We start from the raw sequence: 25,990 nt of genomic DNA on the forward strand, positions 1-25,990 counted from the left end.
ACTCGCGACCCCGACCTTGGCAAGGTCGTGCTCTACCAACTGAGCTATTCCCGCATTAGGTGGTCAACTAGCAATTTTGAATGTTTGTTGCGTCGTTGTGGATGCGTATTATAAGGATTTTTAATACGGCGTCAAGCATTTTTGCAAAAAAAATTCAAAAAAATACGTTTTTTTTAAATTTAACTGTTTTTACTGGGTTTTATTGAGAAATAGCTTTTTTAAATGTCTATTCTCGTATGACCTTTTCCCTTTCTAACCATAATTATTAGTTTTTTTTATCACACTCTGAAACACACCATGTATCTATCGTTACGCAATTACTGCAAATCTCAGCAGATTGTTTTTTAATGACTTCGCTATAATGCGTTTAAACTTGCTATTTCTCTTGGTCCTTTTTGCTGTATTTGGAGATAACGATAAGATGAAAATTTCACAAAAACTTATGATGCCAAGTTTGGCGGCATCCGTCATTGCAGTAGCTGTCACCGGTTGCTCGACCACCACTGATACTGGGGCGATTGGCGTCGACCGTAATCAGTTGTTGGTAGTATCCGATCAGCAGGTGCAACAACTTTCAAATCAAGCTTTTCAACAAGAAATTGCCGCCGCCCGTGCCAAAGGTCTGCTTGATACCAATCCTGCCCAATTGGCGCGTTTACAGAAAATTTCTCAGCGTCTGATTGCGCAGACAGGTGCCTATCGCAGCGATGCAAGACAATGGTCTTGGGAAGTGCATGTCATTAAAAGTAATGAGCTCAATGCACACGTATTACCCGGCGGTAAAATTGTCTTTTACTCAGGTATTATCGATCGCTTGAATCTAACCGATGCTGAGATTGCTGCGATTATGGGTCATGAGATGGCGCATGCATTGCGTGAGCATACCCGTGAGCGTCTATCGCGTGACGTGGCGACCCAAACAGGGATTGGTATTGCCGCAAGTGTATTAGGTTTATCTCAAGGTCAGGCGCAGTTAGCAGGCTTAGCTGGGGATTTGGGTATTTCCCGTCCCAATAGCCGTACTCAAGAAACGGAAGCTGATTTGATGGGGCTAGAGTTGATGGCACGGGCAGGTTACGACCCTAATGCAGCAGTTAGCCTATGGCGTAAAATGCAGAGTGCGGGCGGTCGCGGCGAGCCACCTCAGTTTTTAAGTACCCACCCGGTGAGCTCAACACGTATTGCCACTATTCAATCATTATTGCCACGTGTGATGCCGTTGTACCAACAAAGCCGTTACCGTTAATTTTAACTTCGTATGCTATAAGCCAATATGCAGTTGATATTGGCTTTTTTAGTGAGCAAATTTGGTAATCAAAATAACGGATCGATTAAAATTTTGCTTATCCACAATAATCCATTGCGCATCAATTTACTCAACAATTTACCTACTCATCAATTTATCTAGCAAGCCTAACAAGTTGTCAAAAAACCGATTGATTGAAGTTTTTTAAATATCTCAACAGCACAGCGGCATTGTCAGTGGCATAATAAGCGTTTGGTCACAGCTATAGGGTAAATCCATGAATCAGCTTGATATTAATTTGCTAGTCTTGTTCGTCATTTTGGGCTGCGGTATTTTTGTGCACAATCCCACGATTTGGGTCAGTGCGACTGCGCTAATTATCATCAAATTTTTACCCAACAACCAACCTATCTTTTCTTATATTCAACAATATGGACTCAACTTGGGTATTTTGCTGCTCACCATTGCGGTCATTGCGCCTATCGCCTCCGAGCAAGTCAGTAGCAAAGCCTTGATGACCTCTTTTGCCAGTTGGCGCTCATTATTGGCCATCGCTGTGGGATTGCTAGTGACTTGGCTGGGCGCAAGAGGGGTGAATTTAATGAAAGTTGACCCCAACGTGGTCACGGGGCTGATGATTGGCACAGTAGCAGGGGTGGTATTGTTTCGCGGGGTGGCGGTGGGTCCGTTAATTGCCGCGGGTATTTTATCCTTGCTATATTGGTCCAAGTGAGCCATAGAAGCTAGTGAGCCATCAAACATAGAGAAAATTTGAGCGGTATTGACACAAGATTATTTTTGCCAGTCGAGCCAATTTGATAGATTAGGCTACCTTAAAACTATGCTAAAATGGCTAAAATGCGGTAAGTGGTGACCAGTTAGGTTTGTCATTGACTACCCATTTTTGATGAATAAAATCAGTGAACCGAGGACGACATGAGTCAACTTGCTACCCCGATTGCCGATGCCGTGACAGCGCGTTTGCAAACGTTACAGCCCAGTGTCTATCAGCTAGAAAACGAGTCGATGCGCCATGCTGGCTATTTTGAAGGCAAAGAAACCCATTTTAAACTGACCATTGTCAGTGAGGCATTTGCAGGCAAACGCTTGTTACAGCGTCATCAGTTGGTATATGGACTTATCCATGCGTTACTGTCACAAGGCGGTGGGCAAATTCACGCGTTTTCAATTCATGCTTATACACAAGCAGAATGGCAAGCGGTTGGACAATCTCCCGAAAGTCCCAATTGCGCAGGACAAAACGCAGGGTAATATACAGATAAAAAAGAGTGTCAACATAAGCTAAAACCACAGACCTCTTGAGTTAATTTACGCTATATTATGATAAAAAAGGTTGATGTATGAAACACGCACATATGCTGATGGCATTGATTTTAATTGCCTTATTCTTGTGGCAAGCTGTGTTGGTATTTACCGCACCAAAAGGACAAGGCTTGCCAAAATCTGCCAAAATCGGCGCCCACGTGATGTATGCCTTGGTGATTTTGACAGGCGCGGTGACAGCGATGCCATTATTTGGCGCAGGTATAGTACCGCATTGGTTGATTGCCAAGATAGTGTTACTCATTGTTGCCATATCAGCGACTGTCAAAGCCACGCGCCAGACCACTACGCCCAATCAAGCCAAAATAGGTATGTTGATTGCTTTTATTGCCTATATGGGTATTTTGACGTTGGCATTTGTGAAACCGCTCAACCTATTTTAAGGCTAAAGCAATTAGGATAAGGGAGTAGGATGATGAAAAAATTAGCTATCTCAATACTTTTAGCGACTGCCACTACGGCAGGTTTGACAGGGTGTATGACCACGCCTACCCCTGAATACGTATCCGCCAACAATTACCAAAGCTATGACTGTGTTGCGCTTGCCAATGAGTACACACGGGTCAATCAATACATTGATGCCAATGCCAATCAGCGCACCGGTTTGCAGGCTTCAGGCATTGGGATTGGCGTATCGGGCAATCGCCATGGTATTTATCCTACCGTGAGTGTCGGCTTAGGCTCAATCAATGGCGGCAACCGTCATAATCTATCGATTGCTATGGGACAACGTGATGCGATGGTACAAGCCGCTCGTTTAAAACAATGCCCCTTTGCTACCGGCATCAAACTCTATAGCGAAAAATAATTTATCCCATTTTATCCTGTTGAGTGTAGAACCCATCTTTACATAGTGAGATGGGTTTTTTTATGGTCAGCCAAATCAGTGGCTGGCTTAGGGGTAGTAAGTGTCATTGAATACTTATTGAATATTTTTTTAGCCTAAAGATAATTTTTATTTCGATAAAGATTGTCTCGTTTTAGATTGACAAGTTCATAATTTATTGATTAATATGTCACATATTGATGGTTCAACACAGTAAAAATTTTAAAAAAAATGAATTGAAATGAGTTTTATAACAATACTTTAAGTCAAGGAATACTTGGGTATTAATCAGTGGGTAAAAATTTTTACTCAGGTAAGCACGAAGTTTTCACTAGCTTTCGTCAATACCTTTAGTAAACATCCCAAAAAAACGATAGAAAAACACGATAAAAAACACGATAGTAAGGATGCTACCATGACCAAAGACGTGCTAAACCTGCCACGCATCGTAATGGGTGCAAAATCTGCCAACGCCCCGCTCACCCAAAGCTATGATAAAGGACCGGTCACGCCACTGATAGAATTGACCATTGGTGATTTTTTTGATCAGATGGTGGAACAACACCCCGATAAAGACGCCTTAATTTCTGCTCACCAAAACATTCGTCTCACCTACCGCGAGCTACAGCGTAAAGTCAATCAGCTAGCCAGCAGCATGATTCGTATGGGTCTACAAAAAGGCGATCGCGTGGGTATTTGGTCACACAACAACGTTGAATGGGTCATCATGCAATTGGCGACAGCCAAAGCCGGTATCATATTGGTCAACATCAACCCTGCGTATCGTATCTTTGAGCTTGAATACGCCATCAACAAAGTCGACTGCCAAGTGCTGGTATTGATGCGCCACTTCAGATCTAGCGACTACGCGGTGATGCTGCAAGAGCTTGCACCTGAAGCGCGTCACCAAAGCTACCAAAATTTAGAGCTCGTGCAATTACCCAATCTCAAACGGGTCATCTGGATTGATAGCCCAGAGTCCACTGAGGATTTTAGCTATATGCAAAAATTCTCAGCATGGATTGCCGAAGGCGATGCCGATGATCCGGCAGTGGCGGAACGTGCCAAAAAGCTCAACCCCAATAACCCCATCAATATCCAATTTACCAGTGGTACCACAGGCACGCCTAAAGGCGCGACGCTTACCCACCGCAATATTTTGAACAACGGTTATTTCATCGGTGAAGCCATGAGCTTCACTGCCGATGACCGTCTGTGTATCCCTGTCCCGCTTTACCACTGTTTTGGCATGGTACTGGGCAACCTTGCCATCTTGACCCACGGTGGCACGATTGTGTATCCCAACGATGGCTTTGACCCCATCACCGTACTTGAAACCGTGCAAAACGAAAAATGTACAGGTCTGCATGGGGTACCGACCATGTTTATCGCCGAGCTTGACCACCCAGATTTTGCCAATTATGACTTATCGACTTTACGTACCGGCATCATGGCAGGCTCAAGCTGTCCGATTGAGGTCATGCGCCGCGTGATTGACCAAATGCACATGAAAGAACTCACCATTGCCTATGGCATGACCGAAACATCGCCCGTATCTTGTCAAACCAACCAGCACACGCCACTTGAAAAACAAGTCTCAACCGTAGGTCTGGTACAGCCTAACCTAGAAGTCAAAATCGTCAACCCAGAAACGGGTGAAACGCTTGACATCGGTGAGACAGGTGAGCTGTGTACCAAAGGTTACTCAATCATGCTCGGCTATTGGAATGACACCAATAAAACGGCGGAAGCCATTGTCGATGGCTGGATGTATACCGGTGACTTGGCAACCATGGACGAAGAAGGCTATGTCAAAATCGTCGGACGTAGTAAAGACATGGTGATTCGTGGTGGTGAAAACATTTACCCTGTTGAAATCGAAAACTACCTATATCGCCACCCAAAAATCCGTGACGTCCAAATCGTGGGCGTACCCGACAAAAAATTTGGTGAAGTCCTCGCCGCTTGGATTATCCCCAAAAAAGACAGCAACTTAACCGAACAAGACATCCGTGATTTCTGTAAAGATCACATTGCACACTATAAAGTACCGACTTACATGAAGTTTGTCGACGAGTTCCCAATGACCGTCACGGGTAAAATTCAAAAATTCAAAATCGTGGAAGCGATGACACAAGAATTGGGACTCTAAATTTTCAACTTCAGCAAAAACTTAACATAAATACAGAGGGCATCTAATAGCAATTTAGCTGCACCCTTTGACAGAATTAGGATTTACAATGACGGTTATCCAAAGTAAATTAAGCCCAAATGGCGCGGAATTTCAAGCCAATGCCGCTGCCATGCAAACTATCGTTGATGACCTCAAAGCCAAACTTGCGGTCATTGCTCAGGGCGGTTCAGCGTCTGCTCGCGCCAAACATGTGGCTCGGGGTAAGCTATTGCCGCGTGAGCGTGTCGAGCGCTTGCTAGATGCCGGTACGCCATTTTTGGAAGTCTCACCGATGGCAGCGTATGGCATGTATGATGCCGATATCCCTGCCGCAGGCGTGATTGCTGGCATCGGTCGTGTCGCTGGCATTGATTGTATGATTGTGTGTAACGATGCCACCGTCAAAGGCGGCACTTACTATCCGATGACGGTCAAAAAACATTTACGGGCGCAAGAAATCGCGCGAGAAAACCGCTTGCCATGTATCTATTTGGTCGACTCTGGCGGCGCGAACTTGCCCAACCAAGATGAAGTATTCCCAGATAAAGACCACTTTGGTCGTATCTTTTTTAACCAAGCCAATATGAGCGCCGAAGGCATTCCCCAAATCGCCGTGGTCATGGGTAGCTGTACCGCAGGTGGTGCCTATGTACCCGCCATGAGTGATGAGTCGATTATCGTCAAAGATCAAGGGACGATTTTTTTGGGTGGACCGCCGCTGGTCAAAGCTGCCACAGGTGAAGAAGTGACCGCGGAAGACTTAGGCGGTGGCGATGTGCATACCCGTCTGTCAGGCGTGGTTGACCACCTTGCCCAAAACGATTTGCACGCGTTATCACTGGCGCGCAACATCATCGGCAATTTAAACCAACAAAAAACACCCATCCACCACGCTACCGCGCAAAAAACCCCGCGTCCACCCAAATACGACGCCAAAGAATTGTACGGCATCATCCCAACTGACACCCGTAAGCCCTTTGATATCCGTGAAATCATTGCACGTATCGTCGATGGCAGTGAGTTTGATGAGTTTAAAGCACGCTTTGGCACGACGCTAGTATGTGGTTTTGCACATATTGAAGGTATGCCAGTGGGTATTATCGCTAACAACGGTATTTTATTTAGCGAATCAGCGCAAAAAGCCACCCATTTTATCGAGCTATGCTGCAAACGTAAAATTCCGCTTGTGTTTCTGCAAAATATCACAGGCTTTATGGTGGGGCGCAAATACGAAAATGAAGGGATTGCCCGTCATGGTGCCAAAATGGTGATGGCAGTTGCCAATGCCAAAGTGCCGAAGTTTACCGTGATTGTCGGCGGCTCATTCGGCGCGGGTAACTATGGTATGTGTGGTCGTGCCTACAGTCCACGTTTCTTATGGATGTGGCCAAATGCGCGTATCTCGGTGATGGGTGGCGAGCAAGCGGCGTCAGTATTAGCAACGGTCAAACGCAGCCAATACCATGCCAAAGGTGAGCACTGGTCAAGCGAGGACGAAGAAGCGTTCAAAGCGCCAGTGCGTCAGAAATTTGATGAGCAAGGTCATCCCTATTATGCCTCGGCTAGACTGTGGGATGATGGCGTGATTGACCCAGCCGATACCCGTCAAGTATTGGCACTCGGCTTAAGTGCCGCTTATAACGCACCGATTGAAGACACCACCTTTGGTGTATTTAGAATGTAATTTTCAGCGTGTAAAATCGGAAGCCTTGGTTGTTTGTTTTATCACCATTGAGCAAGCATCAAAAACTCTTCAACTTTACCCAACAAACAAAGGAAAAACACGATGAAATTACCGACTTATGACAGCCTACTGTTAGACATTGACCAGCAGGTAGCGACCATTACCCTCAATCGCCCAGACAAACGCAATGCCTTTAATGACGAGGTCATCCAAGAACTGACCGATGTGTTTCAATTTTGCGCTGAGCAAGACGAAGTGCGTGCGGTGATACTTACTGCCAATGGCAAAGCCTTCTGTGCCGGGGCAGACCTAAACTGGATGCGCGCGATGGCGGATTATAGCCACGATGAGAACTTAGCGGACGCAGGCAAGCTTGCGCAAATGCTAGCCACCATCTACCACTGTCCAAAACCGACTGTCGCTGCCATTCAAGGCGATGTGTATGCCGGTGGTATGGGTCTAGTCGCCGCTTGTGATATCGCCATTAGCGTCAAAAACGCCAATTTTTGCTTAAGTGAAGTCAAACTTGGCTTGATTCCTGCGACCATTAGCCCGTATGTGATTCGTGCGATGGGCGCAAGAGCCGCGCATCGGTACTTCTTAACCGCTGAAGTATTTGATGCCAAAGAAGCCAAAAGAATCGGTTTTATCCATGAGCGGGTGGATGAAGAAGAGTTTACACAAACCCTTGATAATTTGGTCAAACACTTGGTCAATGCTAGCCCAAATGCTGTCAAGGTGTGTAAAAAACTGGTGCAGGATGTGGCATTTGCGGAGATTAATGAGCAGTTAATCAAAGATACCGTTGCAGGCATTGCCGATATCCGCGCATCCGCCGAGGGTAAAGAAGGCGTACAGTCATTTTTGCAAAAACGTAAACCAAGCTGGCTTGAATGACGCAGATAAAATAACTGAGGTAAAAAGCTGGATTTTATAAGCCAAATTTTATAAGTATGCCAAGTTAGATTCGCGGTGATGCGGTCTTGAAAAAATAAAAAGGGACGATTATGTTTTCAAAAATCTTAATAGCCAATCGGGGTGAGATTGCTTGCCGCGTGGCAGCCACCGCCAAAAAACTGGGTGTGCGTACCGTTGCGGTATACTCCGACGCTGACCGCTTTGCCAAGCACGTAGCCGTGTGTGATGAAGCCATTTATATAGGCGGTTCTGCGCCCAAAGACAGCTACCTGCGTTGGGAGCGCATTTTGGAGGCTGCCAAACAAACAGGCGCACAAGCGATTCACCCTGGCTATGGGTTTTTGAGTGAAAACGACGAATTTGCCCAAGCGTGCGTGGATGCGGGTTTGGTGTTTATCGGTCCCCCTGCGTCTGCCATCACCGCCATGGGTCTTAAAGCCGAGTCCAAACGCTTGATGGAAGCGGCCAATGTACCACTCATTCCAGGGTATCATGGCACCAACCAAGACCCTGATTTTTTACATAGCGAGGCCGACAAAATTGGCTACCCTGTGCTAATCAAAGCCAGCTCTGGTGGCGGCGGCAAAGGGATGCGGTTAGTTGAAAAAACCGAAGATTTTATTGATGCCTTAGGCTCATGTCAACGTGAAGCCATTAGCAGCTTTGGCAATGACAGCGTATTGATTGAAAAATACGCCCTACGTCCCCGCCATATTGAAATTCAAGTCTTTGGCGACAGCCACGGCAACTATGTGTATTTATTTGAGCGTGATTGCTCGGTACAGCGCCGCCATCAAAAAGTGCTCGAAGAAGCCCCTGCCCCCGATGTCAGCGTGGCAATGCGGGAGGCGATGGGCGCAGCGGCGATAGCGGCGGCAAAAGCGGTCAATTATGTGGGGGCGGGTACGGTTGAATTTATCGTAGAGCAACGTGAGTGTTCACCCGAAGATAAATTTGGCGGCATGAATTTCTACTTTATGGAAATGAATACGCGCCTGCAAGTTGAGCATCCCGTCACTGAAGCGATTACTGGTACTGACCTTGTCGAGTGGCAACTGCGTATTGCTAGCGGCGAGCCGTTACCAAAACAGCAAGCAGACTTGACCATCAACGGTCATGCGATTGAAGCACGTATCAATGCTGAAAACCCAGACAACAACTTCTTGCCCGCCACAGGTACGCTAAACGTTTATCGCACGCCAACTCACAGCGAGTTTAGGATGTCGGATGTGCGCGTGGATGATGGGGTACGCGAAGGCGATGTCATCAGTCCTTACTATGACTCAATGATTGCCAAACTCATCGTCCATGCACCAACCCGTGAGCAAGCGCTTGCCAAACTAGACAAAGCTTTAGCAGAAACCCGTATTGTCGGTCTGCCCAACAACGTGGCGTTTTTGCGTCACGTGGTGCAATCAGATTCGTTCAAACATGCCAATCTTGACACCGCATTGATTGAACGTGAAAAAGACGTACTGTTTGGACAGCAGCGTGGTGAACTACCTTGGTTAGTAGCCACCGCGATTGTCAAAGAGCTTGCACAAGAAGCGCAAACCCAAAACCACGACCCCTTTAGCAAAACCGACGCATGGCGCGCGTATAGCCACTATGAGCGTCCGTTTGATTTGGTGTATCACGACAAGCCATTGCGGGCGGTGATAAGTGAAATCAATGGGCAAGCATTTCATCTAACGATTAACACCATTGCCAAAGCGGAAAAACAAGGCGCGGACGTTGTCACGCCCATCTATCAAGGCGATGTTCGTTATTTGCCCAGTGCCGATGATACCTTCACGCTATGGCTAAGTGACGGAGAAACAGCCGGTAAGCGCCAACAGATGCAGGCATGGCGACACAATGAGCAAGTATATGTGTTCTCAAATCATGCCAGCGATGTCATCACCTTGGTGGATAGCATGGCGCATGTGGGCATCGAGCCCCAAAATGGCGGTAGCTTAAAATCGCCCATGCCAGGTCAAGTGGTGGCGTTTCGGGTCAATGTGGGCGATGAAGTGAAAAAAGGTCAAGCCTTGGCAGTGATTGAAGCCATGAAGATTGAGCATACCATCAATGCCCCTAGTGATGGTACGGTGGCAGAGTTGCTGTTCAAAGCAGGGGATTTGGTATCCGATGGCGATGAGCTATTAAAACTTGATACGGGCAGCCAATCATGAACTATCCAAACTTTGTCAAAATCATCGACGTGGGCGCAAGAGACGGACTACAAAACGAAAAACAAACCGTACCCAGCGACGTCAAAATCGAGTTGATTAACGGCTTGATTAATGCAGGCGTGCGCAAGCTTGAAGCCACCAGCTTTGTGTCGCCAAAGTGGGTGCCACAAATGGCGGACAATGATGCCGTATTAAACGGCATTGTCAAACGTGATGACGTGGTCTATTCGGTGCTGACACCCAATATGAAAGGCTTTGATGCCGCCCTTGCCCATCGTGACCAATTTGCCAATTATGAAGTGGTGATTTTTGGCTCAGCGAGTGAAGCTTTTAGCCAAAAAAATATCAACTGTAGCATCGCTGAGAGTATCGAGCGTTTTGCCTCGGTGGCTGATGCCGCCAAAGCGCATGGTATCAAAGTGCGCGGCGTCATCTCTTGTACCGTGGGCTGCCCGTATGAAGGCGATATTTCAGCCGATAAAGTCGCCTATGTGACAGAAAAACTCGTTGCCATTGGCGCTGAACATATTGGTATTGCTGACACCATCGGCGTGGGCACACCTATCATGGTGCAAAAAGCGTTGGATGCTGCCTTGCGTTATATTGACATTGACAATATCTCTGGGCATTTTCACGACACCTATGGTCAAGCGCTTAGCAATACTTTAGCGGCATTACAAATGGGTGTTTGGCAGTTTGATACCTCGGTAGCAGGGCTTGGCGGTTGTCCGTATGCCAAAGGCGCAACCGGCAATGTTGCCACTGAAGATGTGGTATATCTGCTACATGGCATGGGCATTGAAACGGGCATTGACCTCGACAAACTGGTCGATGTCGGACAAAAAATCAGCGCGTTTTTGGGCAGACAAAACGGCTCAAAGGTGGCAACAGCGATTTTAAATAAACGTAAATCTTTAACAGTCAGTTAATAAACAAGGAATGACTATGAACTTAGGACTCGATTACCAACTTGGCGATGACATCAACGCCCTACGCGAAACCGTCAAAGCCTTTGCCGATGCCGAAATCGCCCCACGCGCTGCCGAGCTTGACCGCACCGACCAATTCCCGATGGACCTGTGGCAAAAAATGGGCGAGCTTGGGCTGCATGGCATCACTGTACCCGAAACCTACGGCGGCGTGGACATGGGCTATGTGGCGCACATGGTGGCGATGGAAGAAATCAGCCGCGCATCAGGCTCAGTGGCGCTAAGCTATGGCGCACACTCCAATTTATGTATCAACCAAATCAAACGCAACGGCACAGAAGCCCAAAAACAAAAATACTTGCCAAAACTCATCAGCGGTGAATTCATCGGCGCCTTAGCCATGAGTGAGCCCGGTGCCGGCTCAGATGTCACCAGCATGAAACTACGTGCCGAAGACAAAGGTGGCGTATATGTATTAAACGGCTCAAAAATGTGGATTACCAATGGACCGGATGCCGATGTGATGGTGGTGTACGCCAAAACCAACCCAGAGCTTGGAGCAAAAGGCATCACCGCGTTTTTGGTAGAAAAAGGCATGAAAGGCTTTTATACTGCGCAAAAACTCGACAAACTCGGTATGCGCGGTAGCCACACAGGCGAGATGGTATTTGACAATGTCGAAGTGCCAAGCGACAACATTCTGGGTGGTCTTAACAACGGCGTTAAAGTATTGATGAGTGGCTTGGACTACGAGCGTGCGGTACTGGCTGCAGGTCCCATTGGGCTGATGCAAGCGGTGATGGACAATGTCATTCCCTACATCCACGATCGCAAACAATTTGGTCAGGCCATCGGTGAATTCCAGTTGATTCAAGGTAAAGTGGCGGTCATGTACACCACCTTACAGGCAGGGCGCAGCTTTCTCTACACCGTGGGCAAAAACTTGGATATGTTAGGCTCAGACCATGTGCGCCAAGTGCGTAAAGACTGCGCCAGCGTGATTTTGTGGACAGCGGAAAAAGCCACTTGGATGGCAGGGGAAGGTATCCAAATCTTTGGCGGCAATGGCTATACCAACGAGTATCCACTGGGTCGTATTTGGCGTGATGCCAAGCTATATGAGATTGGCGCAGGTACCAGCGAAGTACGACGCATGCTGATTGGTCGTGAGCTGTTCAACGAAACCGCTTAATTGATTAGATTTGTCAGCACAAGCCCTAGCTAAAACTAGGGCTTTTTTATTAGATTGTTAAAATAGGTTGTCAAAATCCGCCTTATCAGCTGTGCGCTATGTTAAGGTTGATTGTAAAATCGCTTGGTATTGCGCCGGTTTGAGACGGGGTCCGAACTGCTGAATAATTTGGCTTGCGACGCTACTGGCTAATTTGCCACAATCTGCCAACGCATGACCGTGCGATAGCGCATATAAAAAACTGCCCGCAAAATTATCCCCTGCCCCATTGGTATCTAACACTTGGTCAACGGCTAGCGATGCCACGTCAATCAATTTTGTTTCACGTGAAACATCGTCTCGCACGGCAACGATTGACCCTGCTGCACCATTGGTCACCACTGCCATATTGGCGACTGACAATAACGCTGCTGCGGCTTGCGAGTGACTGGTTTGGTTGGTAAATAGCTGCGCTTCATCACAGTTACAAAACACCGCATCCACGCCACCTTCTAGCATGACATCAAGTCCTTCGCGACCAAACTTGACCACGGCAGGGTCGGCAAAACTGACCGCGATTTTAGCGCCTTTGGCTTTGGCTTGTTGTTTTAGCTGAGCAATCGCCTGTTGTGCTGAGGGTGACATGGCAAGATAACCTTCAAGATACAACCAATCAGCATCATTGAGCGCATCAAAGTCAATATCGGTTTCACTGATTTCTGCTGAAGTGCCCAAATGTGTTTGCATGGTGCGCTCGCCATCTGGGGTCACCATCACCATACAGCTACCTGTGGTACCATCAGCAAATGACTTGGTAGATGTCTTGATACCTGCGGCATTTAAATCAGCCAAATAAAAACGCCCTGCCTCGTCTTCGCCTACTCGGCAAGCGTAAAAAGTATCGCTACCGAGGCTTGCAGCGGCATAGATACTGTTGGCAGCCGAGCCGCCACCGGCTTGTTTAGTCGCGGTGATATTTTGCGTGGTGAGCGAGGCGATGAGGTCAGCTTGCTCACTGTGACTGGCTAGGGTCATGTTGCCTTTGGTCAAGCCTGTGGCGTTAAGCTGTGCATCAGTGACGACAAATTCACTGTCGACTAACGCATTGCCGATGGCGACGATTTTTGCCATTGTGGTTCCTTTTTAACGATTTTGGAAAAAATAGATGAGTTAAATTCAACGTGGTGTCATTGTAAATTAAAACTGTCAAAGTTAATATCTGAAAATTGGCTAACACGGGCAAATGAGTGGCGCTGTATTATCTGTAGTATCTGTAGTATCTGTGTTTTTTTGCCTTTATAAAGCAGGTTTTGACCCCATTTAACTCAAAATAAATCCGACAAAACTGCTATACTTTCTGTTTGTTTTTATCGTTGGTTTTGCTGATAAATTCTGACAAATATTATTATGACACACAGGTAACTTCATGCCCGCAACTTCTCACGACTCTACTTTAGATTTGACCCTGCACCCTGCTTTTACCCTACGCTCTCATGAGCGCATCGATGCGCTATCGCTTGATGTGCTGGTGAGCGAGCATAACGCCACTGGGTTGATTCATTATCACCTCGCCCACCCGAGTGATGAAAATGCCTTTATGATTGGCTTTCGCACCCAGCCGATGACCGACCGCGGTGAGGCGCATATTTTGGAGCATACCAGTCTATGTGGCTCTGAAAAATATCCCGTGCGCGACCCGTTTTTTAGCATGATTAAGCGGTCGCTCAATACGTTTATGAATGCGTTTACCGCGGCAGATTGGACGGCGTATCCGTTTGCCACCCAAAACCGTCAAGATTATTTTAACTTGTTGTCGGTGTACCTAGATGCGACATTTTTCCCAAGTTTAAATCCGCTCGATTTTGCCCAAGAAGGGATTCGTGTGGAGCTTGATGATGACGGCAAACCACAGTATAAAGGCATTGTATTTAATGAAATGAAAGGCGCGATGAGTGGCGAGATTGACCAGTTGTATCATACGCTGGCGCGTCATTTATTCCCCACAACCACTTATCACTACAATTCTGGCGGTGAGCCCGCTGCCATTACCGAGCTGACTCATGCTGATTTGGTCAAGTTTCATCAAAGTCACTATCACCCAAGCAATGCAGTGGTGATGAGCTTTGGCAATATCCCTGTGGCAGAGACCCAAGCCCGTATCCATGAGGATGCATTGGCGGTGTCAGGCAAAGCGTTTGCTAAAGGGCAAAAACACGCCTCACGACTCGAAGAATCATTGACCGCGCCAATCAGCGTGACGGACACTTACAGTGTCGATACGGTGAAACCCAAACAAACCCATCACGTCATGGCATGGTTATTACCATCGATTTTAGACGGTAAACAGCGCCTGGCTATGCGATTACTTGAAGGCGTATTGGTTGAACATGCAGGTTCGCCGCTGCGGGCGTATCTTGATAGCCATCCGCTGGCATCTGCCCCAACGCCGCTACTGGGCTTGGATGACAGCCATTATCAGATGGTGTTTTATGCCGGGGTTCGTGGCTCTGAGCCTGAGCATGGCGATGCCATTGAGCAAGGAATTTTGGACTTACTCAAACAAGTGGCGGACCAGCCTGTGGACAGTGAAGCGATTGAAACCATTTTGCACCAAATCGAAATCGACCAACGTCATATCGGTGGCGATAGTATGCCATATGGTCTAAATTTGATGCTTGAAGGCTTTAGTACTGCTATCCACGACGGTGACCCCATGCATGTGTGGGACATCGATGAAAACCTAAACTGGCTACGTGAACAAGTACAAAATCCTGATTTTATCGCCGATTTGATTCGCAGCTTTTTGCTCGACAATCCGCATCGCGTGCGTTTGACACTCATCCCTGATGCGAGCAAATCTGAGCAACAAGCCAAGGATGAGCAAGCCAAACTTGACACCATCGCAGCGGCACTGACCGATGACACGCGTAATGCGCTCATCACCCAAGCCAAAGCCCTTGCCGAACGCCAAGCTACGCCTGATGATGTGGATTTGCTACCCAAAGTGGGATTGGTGGATATTCCTGCCCAAATTCAATTTAAAACAGGTACAAAACGCGATATCACTTTAAGTGGTGTGCCAAGTACGTTGTATGAATATGAAGCAGGCACCAATGGTCTGTACTATTATCAAGTGATTATGCCCCTAGAGGGTCATGAAGCGCTCATCAATCACTCAGATTTACCAACGTATCTGAGCTTGATCAGCGAAGTGGGCACGTGCAAACACGATGCCTTGGCATTTCAAGCGCGGCAAGCACGCCATTCAAGCGGTGTGACGGTCAGAATCAGCCAGCGCACGTCACCTGACAATCCCGAAAAAATGGATAGCTTCTTGGTGGTCGCTACCCGCTCATTGTCACGTAAATTTGAAGCGATTGAGCTGCTTAAAGAAGTACTCAACGACACTATTTTTACCGAATATGCGCGGATGGAAGAGCTACTGACCCAAAAACAAATGGGCTGGCAATCGCGCCTTGCCAATGCAGGTCATGCGTATGCCATGCAAACAGCGAGCCGTAACACCAGTAAAATCGCCCGTCTTGAATATGTACGCGGTGGTTTGCCTGCATTAAATAGCTTAACTGAATTTTTGCAGCAAGCGGAGCAAGATAGCAGTGCGTGGCAAAAGCTGGGAGAGCGCTTAGCCAATTTACATCGCTACATCAAAGCCCTGCCAAAACAAGCACTTATCATCGCCGAAGCAGAGGTATTACCGACGCTGCAGCAAGCAATTAGCGAGAGCTGGCAAACGCCTGTTGAAGAGCCTACCGCTACTTTAATCGAATCGCCCATTACCACTGACGGTAGCGATATCGCGTGGCTTGCGCAAACCAATGTATTTCATCATGCGCTTGTCTTTGACGCCGTGCCGACCAACCATCCCGATGCCCCTGCCTTGATGGTGCTCTCAAGCGTGCTACGCAACAACTATCTGCATCGTACCATTCGTGAGCAAGGCGGGGCGTATGGCGGCGGGGCGAGCTATGATAGCAATGCTTGCTCTTTCAAGTTTTATAGCTACCGTGACCCACGTGACCAAGCCACGTTTGATGATTTTTTGGCTAGTATTGATTGGTTACTGGCGCAAACCACAGGCGAAAAAACCGATGCTTGGATTGAAGAAGCGATTTTAGGATTGATGGCAGGCATGGATAAGCCCGCAAGTCCTGCGGGTGAAGCGGTCAAGGCACTGTTTGCTGAGTTGCATGGTCGCGGCAAAGACTGGCAACAAGCGATGCGTGCCAAAATCTTGGCGGTCAGCCTTGATGATTTACAGCGGGTAACAACCACCTACCTCAAAGACAAGCCATTTACTCGTGCCAGCCTTGCGCCGTTTGATAAAGCTGAACTCATGCAAAAGATGGGTTTTCAGATTGAAAAAGTGCTATAACAAACGTAACAATAAAATTAATCGTCTTAATAAAAAAGGCGCTGTTATTAGCGCCTTTTTTCATCTTTTATACTCGAAGTTTTACACAACCAGCAACTCAATTTTACCCAGTCCGTCAATTTGCGCGAGGATGGTATCGCCTTTGACCACCGCACCGACGCCCGCTGGCGTCCCTGTAAAAATCAAATCCCCTGCTTTGAGCTCAAAAAACTCAGATAAATTGGCAATGGTCTCTGCCACATTCCAGATTAACTGATTGATATTGCCTTGTTGTTTGGGCTCGCCATTCACCGCCAGTGAAATATTTGCTTGTTGTATCTCAGCAACGCTAGCAACGGGATAAATTTCGCCAATGGGTGCCGAATAGTCAAACGCTTTGCCAATCTCCCACGGACGACCGTTTTGCTTCATGACGTTTTGCAAGTCGCGGCGCGTCATGTCGAGCCCCACGGCATAGCCAAAAATCAAGTTATGTGCCTCTGCCACACTCACATTAGCGCCCGCTTTGCCAATCGCAACTACCAATTCTACTTCATAATGTAGCGCTTGCGTTTTAGTCGGATAAGGCAATTGGGCAACGCTATCGGGTCGAACTGCAATAATCGACTCACTGTCACCGGCTTTACAGAAGAAAAATGGCGGCTCACGGTCTGGGTCACTACCCATTTCTCGGGCGTGGTCGGCATAGTTGCGCCCCACGCAATACACGCGGCGGACAGGAAAGGTTTGCTCAGATTGATGGATGGGCAGTGCCACCACTTGGCTGGGTGGAAAAATCGTATTCATGGTGATTCTACTTGGGTGGTTGGGTTATCAGATGATAGCTGGGTGATGGCGATATCAGTGACACGTTGGTCAGCGGCTAAATTGCTAGCAGGTTGCCACGCTTGCAAAAATTTATCATGGCGCAGGCTATTGTCTTGATTAGTGAACGATTGCAGATAGTCTCGGGTGGTGGACTCCCATTGCTCGCTTTGCTGCGCTGAAAATTGTCCCGTGAGTCGTTGGTAGCGCAAAAAAATCAGCCAAGTATTAAGCACATCACTTTCACAATAAGTAGTGAGCTTATCCCATGCCTCTGCTTGCACCATAGGCACCACATCATAGCCGTCCAACGCTTGCTTGCCTGCAAAGCCGCATAAGGATGCCACGACATCAAGTTTTTGCGACGTGCTATTCATGGCAAGCTTCACCATCAAATCGGTATGACGGTCATGATAGCGGTTGATATAGTTGTTGTATCTCATCTCACCGGTTTGGCTAAACAGCTTGGGCGCGGTTAGACCATGCTGTAACGCCCGATACACCATGACGGGTATATCAAAGCCCTTGCCATTCCAGCTCACCAACAACGGATTTTTTTCAATGGCATTAAAAAAGGTTTGAATCATTTGCGCTTCGCTATGGTCAGCCAGCGACAGCGATTTGAGGGTCATTTTGCCGCCCGCGACCCACAACACCGAAAGACAAGCGATTTGGTGCAAGGGCAGGGGCATAAAAGGATGCCCAACATCTTGCTCACGCAGTGCCATAAGCTTGGTCATGGCATCGTTATCCGATAACCCAGCCAACTCAGGGTATAGCCGCTTGCCTGTGGCAACATCGGGTATGGTTTCGATATCAAATACTAAAATCGGCGCTGGCGTAGCCATAATACTTCCTTGTTAGTTTCTGCTTTAGGTTATTGGGTATTAAGCGTCATCTTTAACACCAAACAACCCTGTTGATAGATAACGATCGCCACGGTCACAGACGATAAATGCAATCACCGCATCCGGGTGTTCTTTAGCGATTTGGTACGCTGCCCACGCCGCACCACCGGATGATACCCCCGCAAAAATCCCTTCTTCGCGGGCAAGCTTACGCATAAACACTTCCGCATCGTGCTGATCGATGTCCATCACCCTATCCACCAAACTTGGCTCAAAAATCTTTGGCAAATAAGCGGCTGGCCATCTACGAATTCCTGCGATATTAGCACCTTCAGCGGGCTGTAAACCGATAATTTGCACGTTTGGGTTTTGTTCTTTTAGGTATTTGGACACGCCCATGATGGTGCCTGTGGTCCCCATTGAGCTAATAAAGTGGGTAATCGTGCCATTGGTTTGCTGCCAAATCTCAGGACCTGTGGTCAGATAATGCGCTTGTTTGTTGTCAGGGTTGTTAAACTGATCGAGTACGATGCCTTTACCTTCTGCCTGCATTTGCTGGGCAAGGTCACGTGCCGACTCCATGTTATCGACTTCAATCAATGTCGCCCCATACGCTGCCATAGCGTCTTTACGCTCTTGGGTAGAGTTGCTAGGCATAATCAGCGTCATGGCATAGCCGCGCATTGCCGCGACCATGGCAAGGGCGATGCCTGTATTGCCACTGGTGGCCTCAATGATGGTGTCGCCTGGCTTGATAGTGCCACGCCTTTCCGCTTGATAAAACATGTTATAGGCAGGGCGGTCTTTCACTGAGCCCGCTGGATTGTTGCCTTCAAGTTTGGCAAGCAGTGTGGCTGTACCTTGGTCGGTTTGCGGTGCAAATCGCGCCAGCTTGACCAGTGGTGTATGTCCAATGCAGTCATTGAGCGTGCTGGTTTCAGTGATGAAATTATTGTGGGTCATAAGACAACCTTAGTTTTTGGCCATGAACTTTTGATAATACGAGTTTTGAGTAGACGAAATTTAGTATAGCTTATAGATTAGCTAGCGTTGATTAGTTTTTTTAACAGTAAATTTTTTGGATTGCGCGCGTAGTTTAGCAAAATTCGTATCACCCGTCAGTGGCGAATCATGATTATTGTGCCAGTCATTTTCCACCGCCACCCCATCTGATTTTATCTCGATTTTTTGCTGGGGTATAGACTTGTCAAAAATTTACTTGCGACAAAAACCCTAGCTACACAAGCAAAATTGGCTAAAATCCTATAAAATGAAACACTATCCCCCAAAACCCTGATAAAAAATCTGATGCCTAAATTAGGCTGATGCAAGGCTAGCAATGTGAGCAAACGATTTCACTTGGATTTTTCCACCGCTTATGGACAGTTGATACTGTTGGTGTTTTTGCCGATTAGCGCACTCGCGTTGACGGGTGGTTTTTTGGTGTTATCGGATACCAGCCGTGCTGCGCGTACCATTCAGCAATCAACCGCCGATAATTTGCTAGTGACTTTACAGCCAGTCGCCGCTTCTATGCAGACGAATCTGATTAAAATCAACCAAGCGCTATCTACAACTAGCACTCAGCCTAATAGCGATAATAGCTCAAGTAAAGATGGCTTAAATAAAGATGGCTCAAGTAAAGATAGCATAAACAAAAACAGCGCAAATAAAGCTGAGCTATCGCCCAAAGAGTTGGCGGCGCTACAAGCCAGTGTGAAATTTGCCCTACAAAATGCCATCAACGACAAACACTTGCAAGGCGTGGCGATTGTCAACGAACAAAGCAACGTGTTGGTCAGTTTTGGTGATTTGTCACAACAGCCCAATCCGCGCTTGTTGCCTTTTTTGGGACGCCACCTTGAGGCGCAAAGCAATACGCAGCAAACTTATTTGCTCACGCAGCTCAACACCCAATCCAACAGCCTGTTTAATAGCAAGGGTAGTAGTTTATTTGGTCGAAAATTGGTACTAAGCGCGCCCGCCAATGCGACTGCCCCACTACCGACCTTATGGATTATTGTCAATATTGATAATGAGCCGCTACAAGTGGCTCGCTATCAAGTGATGTTAGCGTTAGCGATTACCGGACTCTTTACTATTTTGCTGCTGCTATTGACCACCCACATATATGCCAGACGCTGGATTGCGCCGATTTATGAGATGCGGTTACATTTGCAGCGCACCAACGCCAACAACCTGTATAAACCGATGACCATCAACGCCAGTGGTGAAATCAACCAACTACAACAGGATTTGGTCAAGACCTTAAGACGTCTGCATAAAAGTTTCCAAGAACTCAAAAATCATGCCGAACAGACTGAAGATGATTTACGATTGGCTTTTGATGAGATGGAAATGCAAAACATCTCAATTCGCAATGCGCGTGATGCCGCGGTTTCAGCCAGTCAAACCAAATCGGCATTTTTAGCCAATATCAGTCATGAATTACGCACCCCACTTAACAGTATTGATGGCTTTATCAACCTATTATCCCGTCATGGGGGCTTAAATGCCGAGCAAGACTTGTACGTGCAAACGATTCGTAAGTCTTCAGCGCACCTATTAGCACTGGTCAATGACGTGCTTGATTTTTCTAAGATTGAAGCCGGTAAACTGGTACTGGATAGTCATGAATTTGACCTGTATGCCAGTATCTACGACGTGGTGGATATGCTATCGCCACTGGCGGCAGAGAAAGATTTACGGCTGGCGGTGTTCTTCTATGACGATGTGCCACATTATCTGGTGGGGGACGCGTTACGCACCAAGCAAGTGTTAACCAATCTTGTTAACAACGCCATCAAATTTACCGATGATGGCGAGGTCATTGTGCGGGTCAGTCTGGATGATGACATCGATGATTTAATTCATATCAGTGTGCAAGACACAGGGCGCGGGATTTCGCCTGAGCATCAAAAAGTGCTGTTCCAAAGTTTTTCGCAAGGCGATCCTTCGATTACTCGCCAGTACGGCGGTACGGGGCTGGGGTTGGTGATTTCAAAACAGCTTACCTATCTGATGGGCGGCAATATTGGTTTTTATGACAACGCCACTGAGCAAGCGGGTGATGCGAGCCAATCGCACAAAATCAAAGGCACGACGTTTTGGTTTACCTTGCCGATGACCATCAGTAACCAAGAGCAGCAGCGGCTGCTTATCCATGACCCCATTTGGCAGTTACCCGCCATCGTCCCGCCAAAAACCGATGCCGGTTATATGGCGGCTGATGCTATCGCTGCGGTAAATATTTTGGTTTGGATTGACCATCCTGCAAGCTTACAAGTGTTAAAAGGCTCGCTGCGCGAATTGCCGATTGCCATTACTACCGCAAGTACGCTAGCAAGCCTACTTGAATCGCTCAAAGAAACAGGCAATCATTGGGATTGGGTCATCGTGGACAATGGCACCACTGAGGATACCACGTCGCTGCTCAAACAAGTACGCTTACATTATGCCGGTAAATTGCTACTATTTGGCTATCAAGTCAATCTTGAGCCAGAATTGTTGTCGCGTTATCAAGCACAAGCCTTGTATCAGCCGCTCGATCGTCGCCAGCTTTACCAGCTGCTTGATAGCAATTCTGCCAGCAGCCAAGAGCCCACACTGCCGCAGTGGCATGGCTTTACTGTGCTTGCCGTGGATGACCATCTTCCCAATTTGTTGGTACTAGAAGCGTTATTGGCTGAGCTGAGCATTAATGTGGTGACGGTTAATAGTGGGTTTGACGCCATTGAATACATCACCACCCACCAGTCACAAAGCGATACCGCCGTGGATTTGATTTTTATGGACATTCAAATGCCAAGAATGTCAGGCAGTGAAGCCGCCATCCAAATCCGTAAGGTTGAAACGCAAGCAGGACATCAACATATTCCGATTATTGCACTGACCGCGCATAGTCTATCGGATGAACGCGATACATTATTGGCATCTGGGATTGATGACTATGTGGGCAAACCAATTAGTCAAGCCCAGTTATTGCAAATCCTGCAACGTTGGTTGGGTAAACACAGCACGTCCGTATCCGCTGATGTGGTTTCTGACAAATCGGCTATCAACTCACCCATCTCGGCGCGCTCGATAGCGCCTATAGCGTCTGGGGCAAATAACCTGCGTACTGCACCTGCAACCCCCAAAGAGAGTGCCGTATTTGCTCATACGCCATTAGCCGCCTCAGCGACTACCACCGATGACAACGCTAATCTGCCAAGCCTACCATCGGTCAGCAGTCAGCATAGCGCTGAGTCACTAGCAAGTCTTGCGGTCATTGATTGGGATGATGCGGTGATGCGGGTAGCAGGCAAGCCTGATTTGGCAGCCAATTTAATTACCCTGCTGATTGAATCAATTGAGCAGGAAAAAAGTGACTTGCAGCAGGCTTGGCAGCGCCACGACAGGCAAGCCTTGTCCCACGTCGCACATCGCATTTTAGGGGCGAGTCGTTATACCGGCGTACCACAGCTACGCCAAGCCAGTCAAAATCTTGAAGACAAGTGCTTGCTAAATATCAACAATAGCTCGCCTGCGCAATTTGCCATTTTGGCGCCTTATTATGAGCAAATGCTACAAGCGCTCGATAACTTGGCAAAGGCTGATTTGAGTCAATTCCCTGCACTCAAATATGCCCAGCTCAAAGAAAACGACATGACCTGGAAGATGATTTGACACCCATCACCACAATGCCGCCTAGGTTTGGCATACTTGCTATTCCACGTTACTTTTCTTAAACGTATCGTCCGATATCGCCTCTTGTGCCAAACCAACAAAATCAGTAAAGTGAGATTAATGATTGCAAATCTTCGCGTTCTTGCAACATTTTTTTAAGTTTATTGGGTTGGTCAAATTTTAAGGATGCGTATGTCGGTTTTGTCGGTATCAAAAATATTGCCGGGTGTAGGGTTTTTGCCATTTTCTCAGCGTACTACTGCTTCATCTTTAGCGCAGCGTATCAAAGCTGCAAACGATAACCTTGCACCCGATGTGCGGTTGGAACTTAGCGGTGATGATAGCGTCATTGTTTGGCTGACACGGATTGACAAGCGCAATGCGTTAAGTTTTGCGTTGATGGATAAGCTCATTGATTTAGCCCACCTGCTTACCACATGGACGGACGTGCGGGCGGTGATTTTGGCAGGTGAAGGTAAAAGCTTTTCTACCGGCATTGATTTGGCAGATTTAAACAACGCAAAAAATCTAAAACAGGTCGCTTGGGAGCTTATCAAACCGTTTCAAAGTAAATTTCAAAAAGTGTGCCTTGTGTGGCGAGAACTGCCGATGCCTGTCATCAGTGTATTGCATGGACATTGCCTTGGCGCAGGACTACAGTTGGCACTGGCGACCGATATTCGTATCGCCACAGCGGATTGCCAATTTGCCATTATGGAAGCCAAATGGGGACTGGTACCGGATATGGGACTGACCCAGTCTGCGATGGGGGTGCTACGCGCCGATATCGTCAAGGAATTAGCGATGTCGGCACGGGTTTTTGACGGTCAGCAAGCCTTTGAATACGGTGTGGTCAGCCATCTAAGCGATACACCGATGGCAGTTGCGAAGAATTTGGTCACAGAATTAAGTAATCGCTCCCCCGATGCTGTCTTGGCGAGCAAACGCATCATCAATGCCATGTATCACACGCCTGCAACAACCTTGTATCAAGAAAAACTGTGGCAAATCAAATTACTGCTGGGACAAAACCGCAAGCTTGCCGTCAAAAAAGCCAAGGATGAAACCGTCAAATTTATTGGGCGTCAATTTAACTAATTTAACCCATGGCTTAATTGACCTTGGTGGGTGCCATCATGCTAAGACCCCTGTTCAAACGTCGTCTTATTTTTTTAGCCAGCCTGTTTTTGGTGTGTATGGCGATTTTGTTTTTTATCGCATGGTGGGGTCGTCTGCCTGTCAACACGGGCAAATCCAGCACCTATCAAACTGCCGTCATTACCAAAGACCATCAAAAAACGGTGGCAACGGATATGCCACCTGATGAGCCCTCCAGCCGTTTTCGCCAATTTGGCTCGCAAAGCATGGCCGATGGCATCGCAGAGTTGGTTAAAAGCAATCCACAAAAAACGGGCGTTTATCCCTTGCCTGATGGCATGGATGCGTTTGCCGCACGTATGCTGCTCATTAGCACCGCAGAGAAAACGCTAGATGTGCAGTATTATATTTGGAATAACGATATCACTGGCAATCTAATGTTCCAAGCCATCAAAGAAGCGGCAGAGCGCGGTGTGCGCGTGCGATTATTAATAGATGACAACAATACCCGTGGTCTCGACCCAACGCTGTGGCTACTCAATGAACACCCCAATATTGAAGTAAGATTGATGAACCCCAACCGTTTTCGCTCGTGGCGCTGGCTAGGGTTTGTGGGCAATTTTGAGCGGCTCAATCACCGTATGCACAACAAATCCATCACCGCTGATAGCCAAATCACCATCACAGGCGGGCGCAATATCGGAGATGAGTATTTTTCTTTAAACCAAGAGATGGTATTTTCTGACCTAGATGTGCTGATGGTTGGGCATATTGTGCCGCAGATGTCACAAGCGTTTGACCAATATTGGAACCATAAACTGGCTTTTCCTATCACCGATTTGGTCAAAAAACCTGAGCCATCTGCCCTAAACCAAGTGTTTACCCCAAAAACCCAAAAAGCTGATAAACCTGCGTCGCAACAACTCGACCCTGTGCTAAAGCTGAAAAACGACTATCTAAAGCGCTTGGTGGCAATCGACTTTGTCAACCAAATCAAACAACAAAAATTGCCGCTCTACTGGGCAAGCGTCCAGCTATTGACGGACAATCCCGACAAACTGGGCAGCAAAGCCAATACCCAAGGGTTAGACATCAACCAAAGCTTAGGCAAAATCAGCCGTGAACTCAATTTAATCTCTGCGTATTTTGTACCCACGGAGCAAGGCAAAGACTACTTTATCAACCTTGCAAAAAAAGGCGTAGCGGTGAATATTTTGACCAATGCCATGAGCGCCACCGATGTCAAGCTTGTGCATTCTGGCTATGCCAAACACCGCAAAGACTTACTAAAAGCTGGGGTCAAGCTATATGAGCTCAAGCCCAATGCCATTAAAGACAATCTGCGTGATTCATATTTGACGGGAAGCTCTGCAACCAGCTTGCATGCCAAAACGTTTGAAAGCGATGGTGAAAAGGTGTATATCGGCTCATTCAACTTTGATCCACGTTCAGCATTGACCAATACCGAACTTGGCGTTGCCATCGCCCACCCTGTACTTGCCAACAAAATCCGCAATGAATTTTTGCAAGCCTTGCCAACAACTAGCTACACCTTGTCGCTCAAAGATGACAACATTCAGTGGTCAACGCTCGAGAACGGTCAAACCGTCACGTATGATGAAGAGCCACAAACCAAGCCTTGGCAGCGTACATTAGTATGGATGCTATCGCACCTGCCGCTTGAAAAATTTTTATAAGCTGTCATTGTTATGAA

19 protein-coding genes are annotated in these 25,990 nt (G+C 47.3%); 15 read left to right on the top strand and 4 right to left on the bottom strand.

Features of this window, described 5'->3' with window-relative positions; translation table 11 throughout:
• The first annotated feature begins 421 nt into the window (after positions 1-421).
• The 11 genes from RT084_RS04960 (at position 422) to RT084_RS05010 (ending at position 12,486) form a co-directional block, all read left to right on the top strand.
• Positions 422-1,246 carry a M48 family metallopeptidase gene (locus RT084_RS04960; RefSeq protein ID WP_409418419.1) on the top strand — a complete coding sequence of 275 codons (825 nt, stop codon included), beginning with the start codon at positions 422-424 and terminating at the stop codon, positions 1,244-1,246.
• A gap of 277 nt (positions 1,247-1,523) precedes the next feature.
• Positions 1,524-1,979, top strand: a complete 456-nt coding sequence (locus RT084_RS04965; RefSeq protein WP_007116215.1) for a DUF441 domain-containing protein — start codon at positions 1,524-1,526, stop codon at positions 1,977-1,979.
• Positions 1,980-2,182: 203 nt separating this feature from the next.
• A complete protein-coding gene (locus RT084_RS04970) occupies positions 2,183-2,518 on the top strand; it encodes a BolA family protein (RefSeq protein WP_284034896.1) in 336 nt (111 codons plus the stop codon).
• 89 nt (positions 2,519-2,607) lie between these two features.
• Complete coding sequence (locus tag RT084_RS04975; protein WP_062333276.1) at positions 2,608-2,973, top strand: SirB2 family protein; 366 nt, start codon at positions 2,608-2,610, stop codon at positions 2,971-2,973.
• Positions 2,974-3,002: 29 nt separating this feature from the next.
• Positions 3,003-3,398, top strand: coding sequence for a hypothetical protein (locus RT084_RS04980; protein WP_312384892.1), 396 nt, complete (start codon positions 3,003-3,005; stop codon positions 3,396-3,398).
• A gap of 433 nt (positions 3,399-3,831) precedes the next feature.
• Positions 3,832-5,568 carry an AMP-binding protein gene (locus RT084_RS04985; protein ID WP_312384893.1) on the top strand — a complete coding sequence of 579 codons (1,737 nt, stop codon included), beginning with the start codon at positions 3,832-3,834 and terminating at the stop codon, positions 5,566-5,568.
• Positions 5,569-5,656: 88 nt separating this feature from the next.
• The gene (locus RT084_RS04990) at positions 5,657-7,273 is read left to right on the top strand and encodes a carboxyl transferase domain-containing protein (protein WP_312384894.1); all 1,617 of its coding nucleotides are present in this window, start codon (positions 5,657-5,659) and stop codon (positions 7,271-7,273) included.
• A 102-nt stretch (positions 7,274-7,375) separates the two neighbouring features.
• A complete protein-coding gene (locus tag RT084_RS04995; protein ID WP_313097841.1) occupies positions 7,376-8,170 on the top strand; it encodes an enoyl-CoA hydratase/isomerase family protein in 795 nt (264 codons plus the stop codon).
• Between the two features lie 110 nt (positions 8,171-8,280).
• Entirely contained in the window at positions 8,281-10,365 is a 2,085-nt protein-coding gene (locus tag RT084_RS05000) for an acetyl/propionyl/methylcrotonyl-CoA carboxylase subunit alpha (RefSeq protein WP_313097844.1), read from the top strand.
• Entirely contained in the window at positions 10,362-11,294 is a 933-nt protein-coding gene (locus RT084_RS05005; protein WP_312384900.1) for a hydroxymethylglutaryl-CoA lyase, read from the top strand. The genes RT084_RS05000 and RT084_RS05005 overlap by 4 nt, the downstream gene beginning before the upstream one ends.
• 16 nt (positions 11,295-11,310) lie before the next feature.
• On the top strand, positions 11,311-12,486 hold the full coding sequence (locus tag RT084_RS05010) for an isovaleryl-CoA dehydrogenase (RefSeq protein WP_312384902.1): 1,176 nt from the start codon (positions 11,311-11,313) through the stop codon (positions 12,484-12,486).
• Positions 12,487-12,582: 96 nt separating this feature from the next.
• Here the strand turns inward: RT084_RS05010 and RT084_RS05015 are convergent, their stop codons facing one another.
• On the bottom strand, positions 12,583-13,596 hold the full coding sequence (locus RT084_RS05015) for an adenosine kinase (protein ID WP_312384904.1): 1,014 nt from the start codon (positions 13,594-13,596) through the stop codon (positions 12,583-12,585).
• Between the two features lie 295 nt (positions 13,597-13,891).
• Between RT084_RS05015 and RT084_RS05020 the strand changes: the two genes are divergently transcribed.
• A complete protein-coding gene (locus RT084_RS05020) occupies positions 13,892-16,858 on the top strand; it encodes an insulinase family protein (RefSeq protein WP_312384907.1) in 2,967 nt (988 codons plus the stop codon).
• 81 nt (positions 16,859-16,939) lie between these two features.
• On the opposite strand, the gene RT084_RS05025 is transcribed toward RT084_RS05020, so the two are convergent.
• Genes RT084_RS05025 through cysM form a run of 3 tightly spaced genes read right to left on the bottom strand, consistent with a single transcriptional unit; the run spans position 16,940 to position 19,473 of the window.
• Entirely contained in the window at positions 16,940-17,644 is a 705-nt protein-coding gene (locus RT084_RS05025) for a fumarylacetoacetate hydrolase family protein (protein WP_203171206.1), read from the bottom strand.
• Positions 17,641-18,510, bottom strand: coding sequence for a 3'-5' exonuclease (locus RT084_RS05030; RefSeq protein ID WP_138018195.1), 870 nt, complete (start codon positions 18,508-18,510; stop codon positions 17,641-17,643). Before RT084_RS05030 ends, RT084_RS05025 begins: the two co-directional genes overlap by 4 nt.
• A gap of 39 nt (positions 18,511-18,549) precedes the next feature.
• Entirely contained in the window at positions 18,550-19,473 is a 924-nt protein-coding gene (cysM, locus tag RT084_RS05035; protein WP_138018196.1) for a cysteine synthase CysM, read from the bottom strand.
• A gap of 378 nt (positions 19,474-19,851) precedes the next feature.
• Between cysM and RT084_RS05040 the strand changes: the two genes are divergently transcribed.
• The 3 genes from RT084_RS05040 to RT084_RS05050 all read left to right on the top strand — a co-directional run bounded on the left by RT084_RS05040 (position 19,852) and on the right by RT084_RS05050 (position 25,973).
• On the top strand, positions 19,852-23,178 hold the full coding sequence (locus tag RT084_RS05040) for an ATP-binding protein (RefSeq protein ID WP_313097852.1): 3,327 nt from the start codon (positions 19,852-19,854) through the stop codon (positions 23,176-23,178).
• Positions 23,179-23,370: 192 nt separating this feature from the next.
• The gene (locus RT084_RS05045; RefSeq protein WP_313097853.1) at positions 23,371-24,276 is read left to right on the top strand and encodes a crotonase/enoyl-CoA hydratase family protein; all 906 of its coding nucleotides are present in this window, start codon (positions 23,371-23,373) and stop codon (positions 24,274-24,276) included.
• 38 nt (positions 24,277-24,314) lie between these two features.
• The gene (locus tag RT084_RS05050; protein WP_313097855.1) at positions 24,315-25,973 is read left to right on the top strand and encodes a phospholipase D family protein; all 1,659 of its coding nucleotides are present in this window, start codon (positions 24,315-24,317) and stop codon (positions 25,971-25,973) included.
• Positions 25,974-25,990: the final 17 nt, after the last annotated feature.

It is taken from the genome of Moraxella sp. CTOTU48717, from assembly GCF_032057165.1.
GTDB lineage: Bacteria > Pseudomonadota > Gammaproteobacteria > Pseudomonadales > Moraxellaceae > Faucicola > Faucicola tetraodonis.

Coding starts and splice junctions, on each gene's coding strand:
- RT084_RS05025 (WP_203171206.1), bottom strand. CDS start 17,644: ATGAATACGATTTTTCCACCCAGCCAAGTGGTGGCACTGCCCATCCAT.
- RT084_RS04960 (WP_409418419.1), top strand. CDS start 422: ATGAAAATTTCACAAAAACTTATGATGCCAAGTTTGGCGGCATCCGTC.
- cysM (WP_138018196.1), bottom strand. CDS start 19,473: ATGACCCACAATAATTTCATCACTGAAACCAGCACGCTCAATGACTGC.
- RT084_RS05010 (WP_312384902.1), top strand. CDS start 11,311: ATGAACTTAGGACTCGATTACCAACTTGGCGATGACATCAACGCCCTA.
- RT084_RS05005 (WP_312384900.1), top strand. CDS start 10,362: ATGAACTATCCAAACTTTGTCAAAATCATCGACGTGGGCGCAAGAGAC.
- RT084_RS04990 (WP_312384894.1), top strand. CDS start 5,657: ATGACGGTTATCCAAAGTAAATTAAGCCCAAATGGCGCGGAATTTCAA.
- RT084_RS04995 (WP_313097841.1), top strand. CDS start 7,376: ATGAAATTACCGACTTATGACAGCCTACTGTTAGACATTGACCAGCAG.
- RT084_RS05020 (WP_312384907.1), top strand. CDS start 13,892: ATGCCCGCAACTTCTCACGACTCTACTTTAGATTTGACCCTGCACCCT.
- RT084_RS04980 (WP_312384892.1), top strand. CDS start 3,003: ATGATGAAAAAATTAGCTATCTCAATACTTTTAGCGACTGCCACTACG.
- RT084_RS05015 (WP_312384904.1), bottom strand. CDS start 13,596: ATGGCAAAAATCGTCGCCATCGGCAATGCGTTAGTCGACAGTGAATTT.
- RT084_RS04965 (WP_007116215.1), top strand. CDS start 1,524: ATGAATCAGCTTGATATTAATTTGCTAGTCTTGTTCGTCATTTTGGGC.
- RT084_RS04975 (WP_062333276.1), top strand. CDS start 2,608: ATGAAACACGCACATATGCTGATGGCATTGATTTTAATTGCCTTATTC.
- RT084_RS05000 (WP_313097844.1), top strand. CDS start 8,281: ATGTTTTCAAAAATCTTAATAGCCAATCGGGGTGAGATTGCTTGCCGC.
- RT084_RS05045 (WP_313097853.1), top strand. CDS start 23,371: ATGTCGGTTTTGTCGGTATCAAAAATATTGCCGGGTGTAGGGTTTTTG.
- RT084_RS04970 (WP_284034896.1), top strand. CDS start 2,183: ATGAGTCAACTTGCTACCCCGATTGCCGATGCCGTGACAGCGCGTTTG.
- RT084_RS05030 (WP_138018195.1), bottom strand. CDS start 18,510: ATGGCTACGCCAGCGCCGATTTTAGTATTTGATATCGAAACCATACCC.
- RT084_RS04985 (WP_312384893.1), top strand. CDS start 3,832: ATGACCAAAGACGTGCTAAACCTGCCACGCATCGTAATGGGTGCAAAA.
- RT084_RS05050 (WP_313097855.1), top strand. CDS start 24,315: ATGCTAAGACCCCTGTTCAAACGTCGTCTTATTTTTTTAGCCAGCCTG.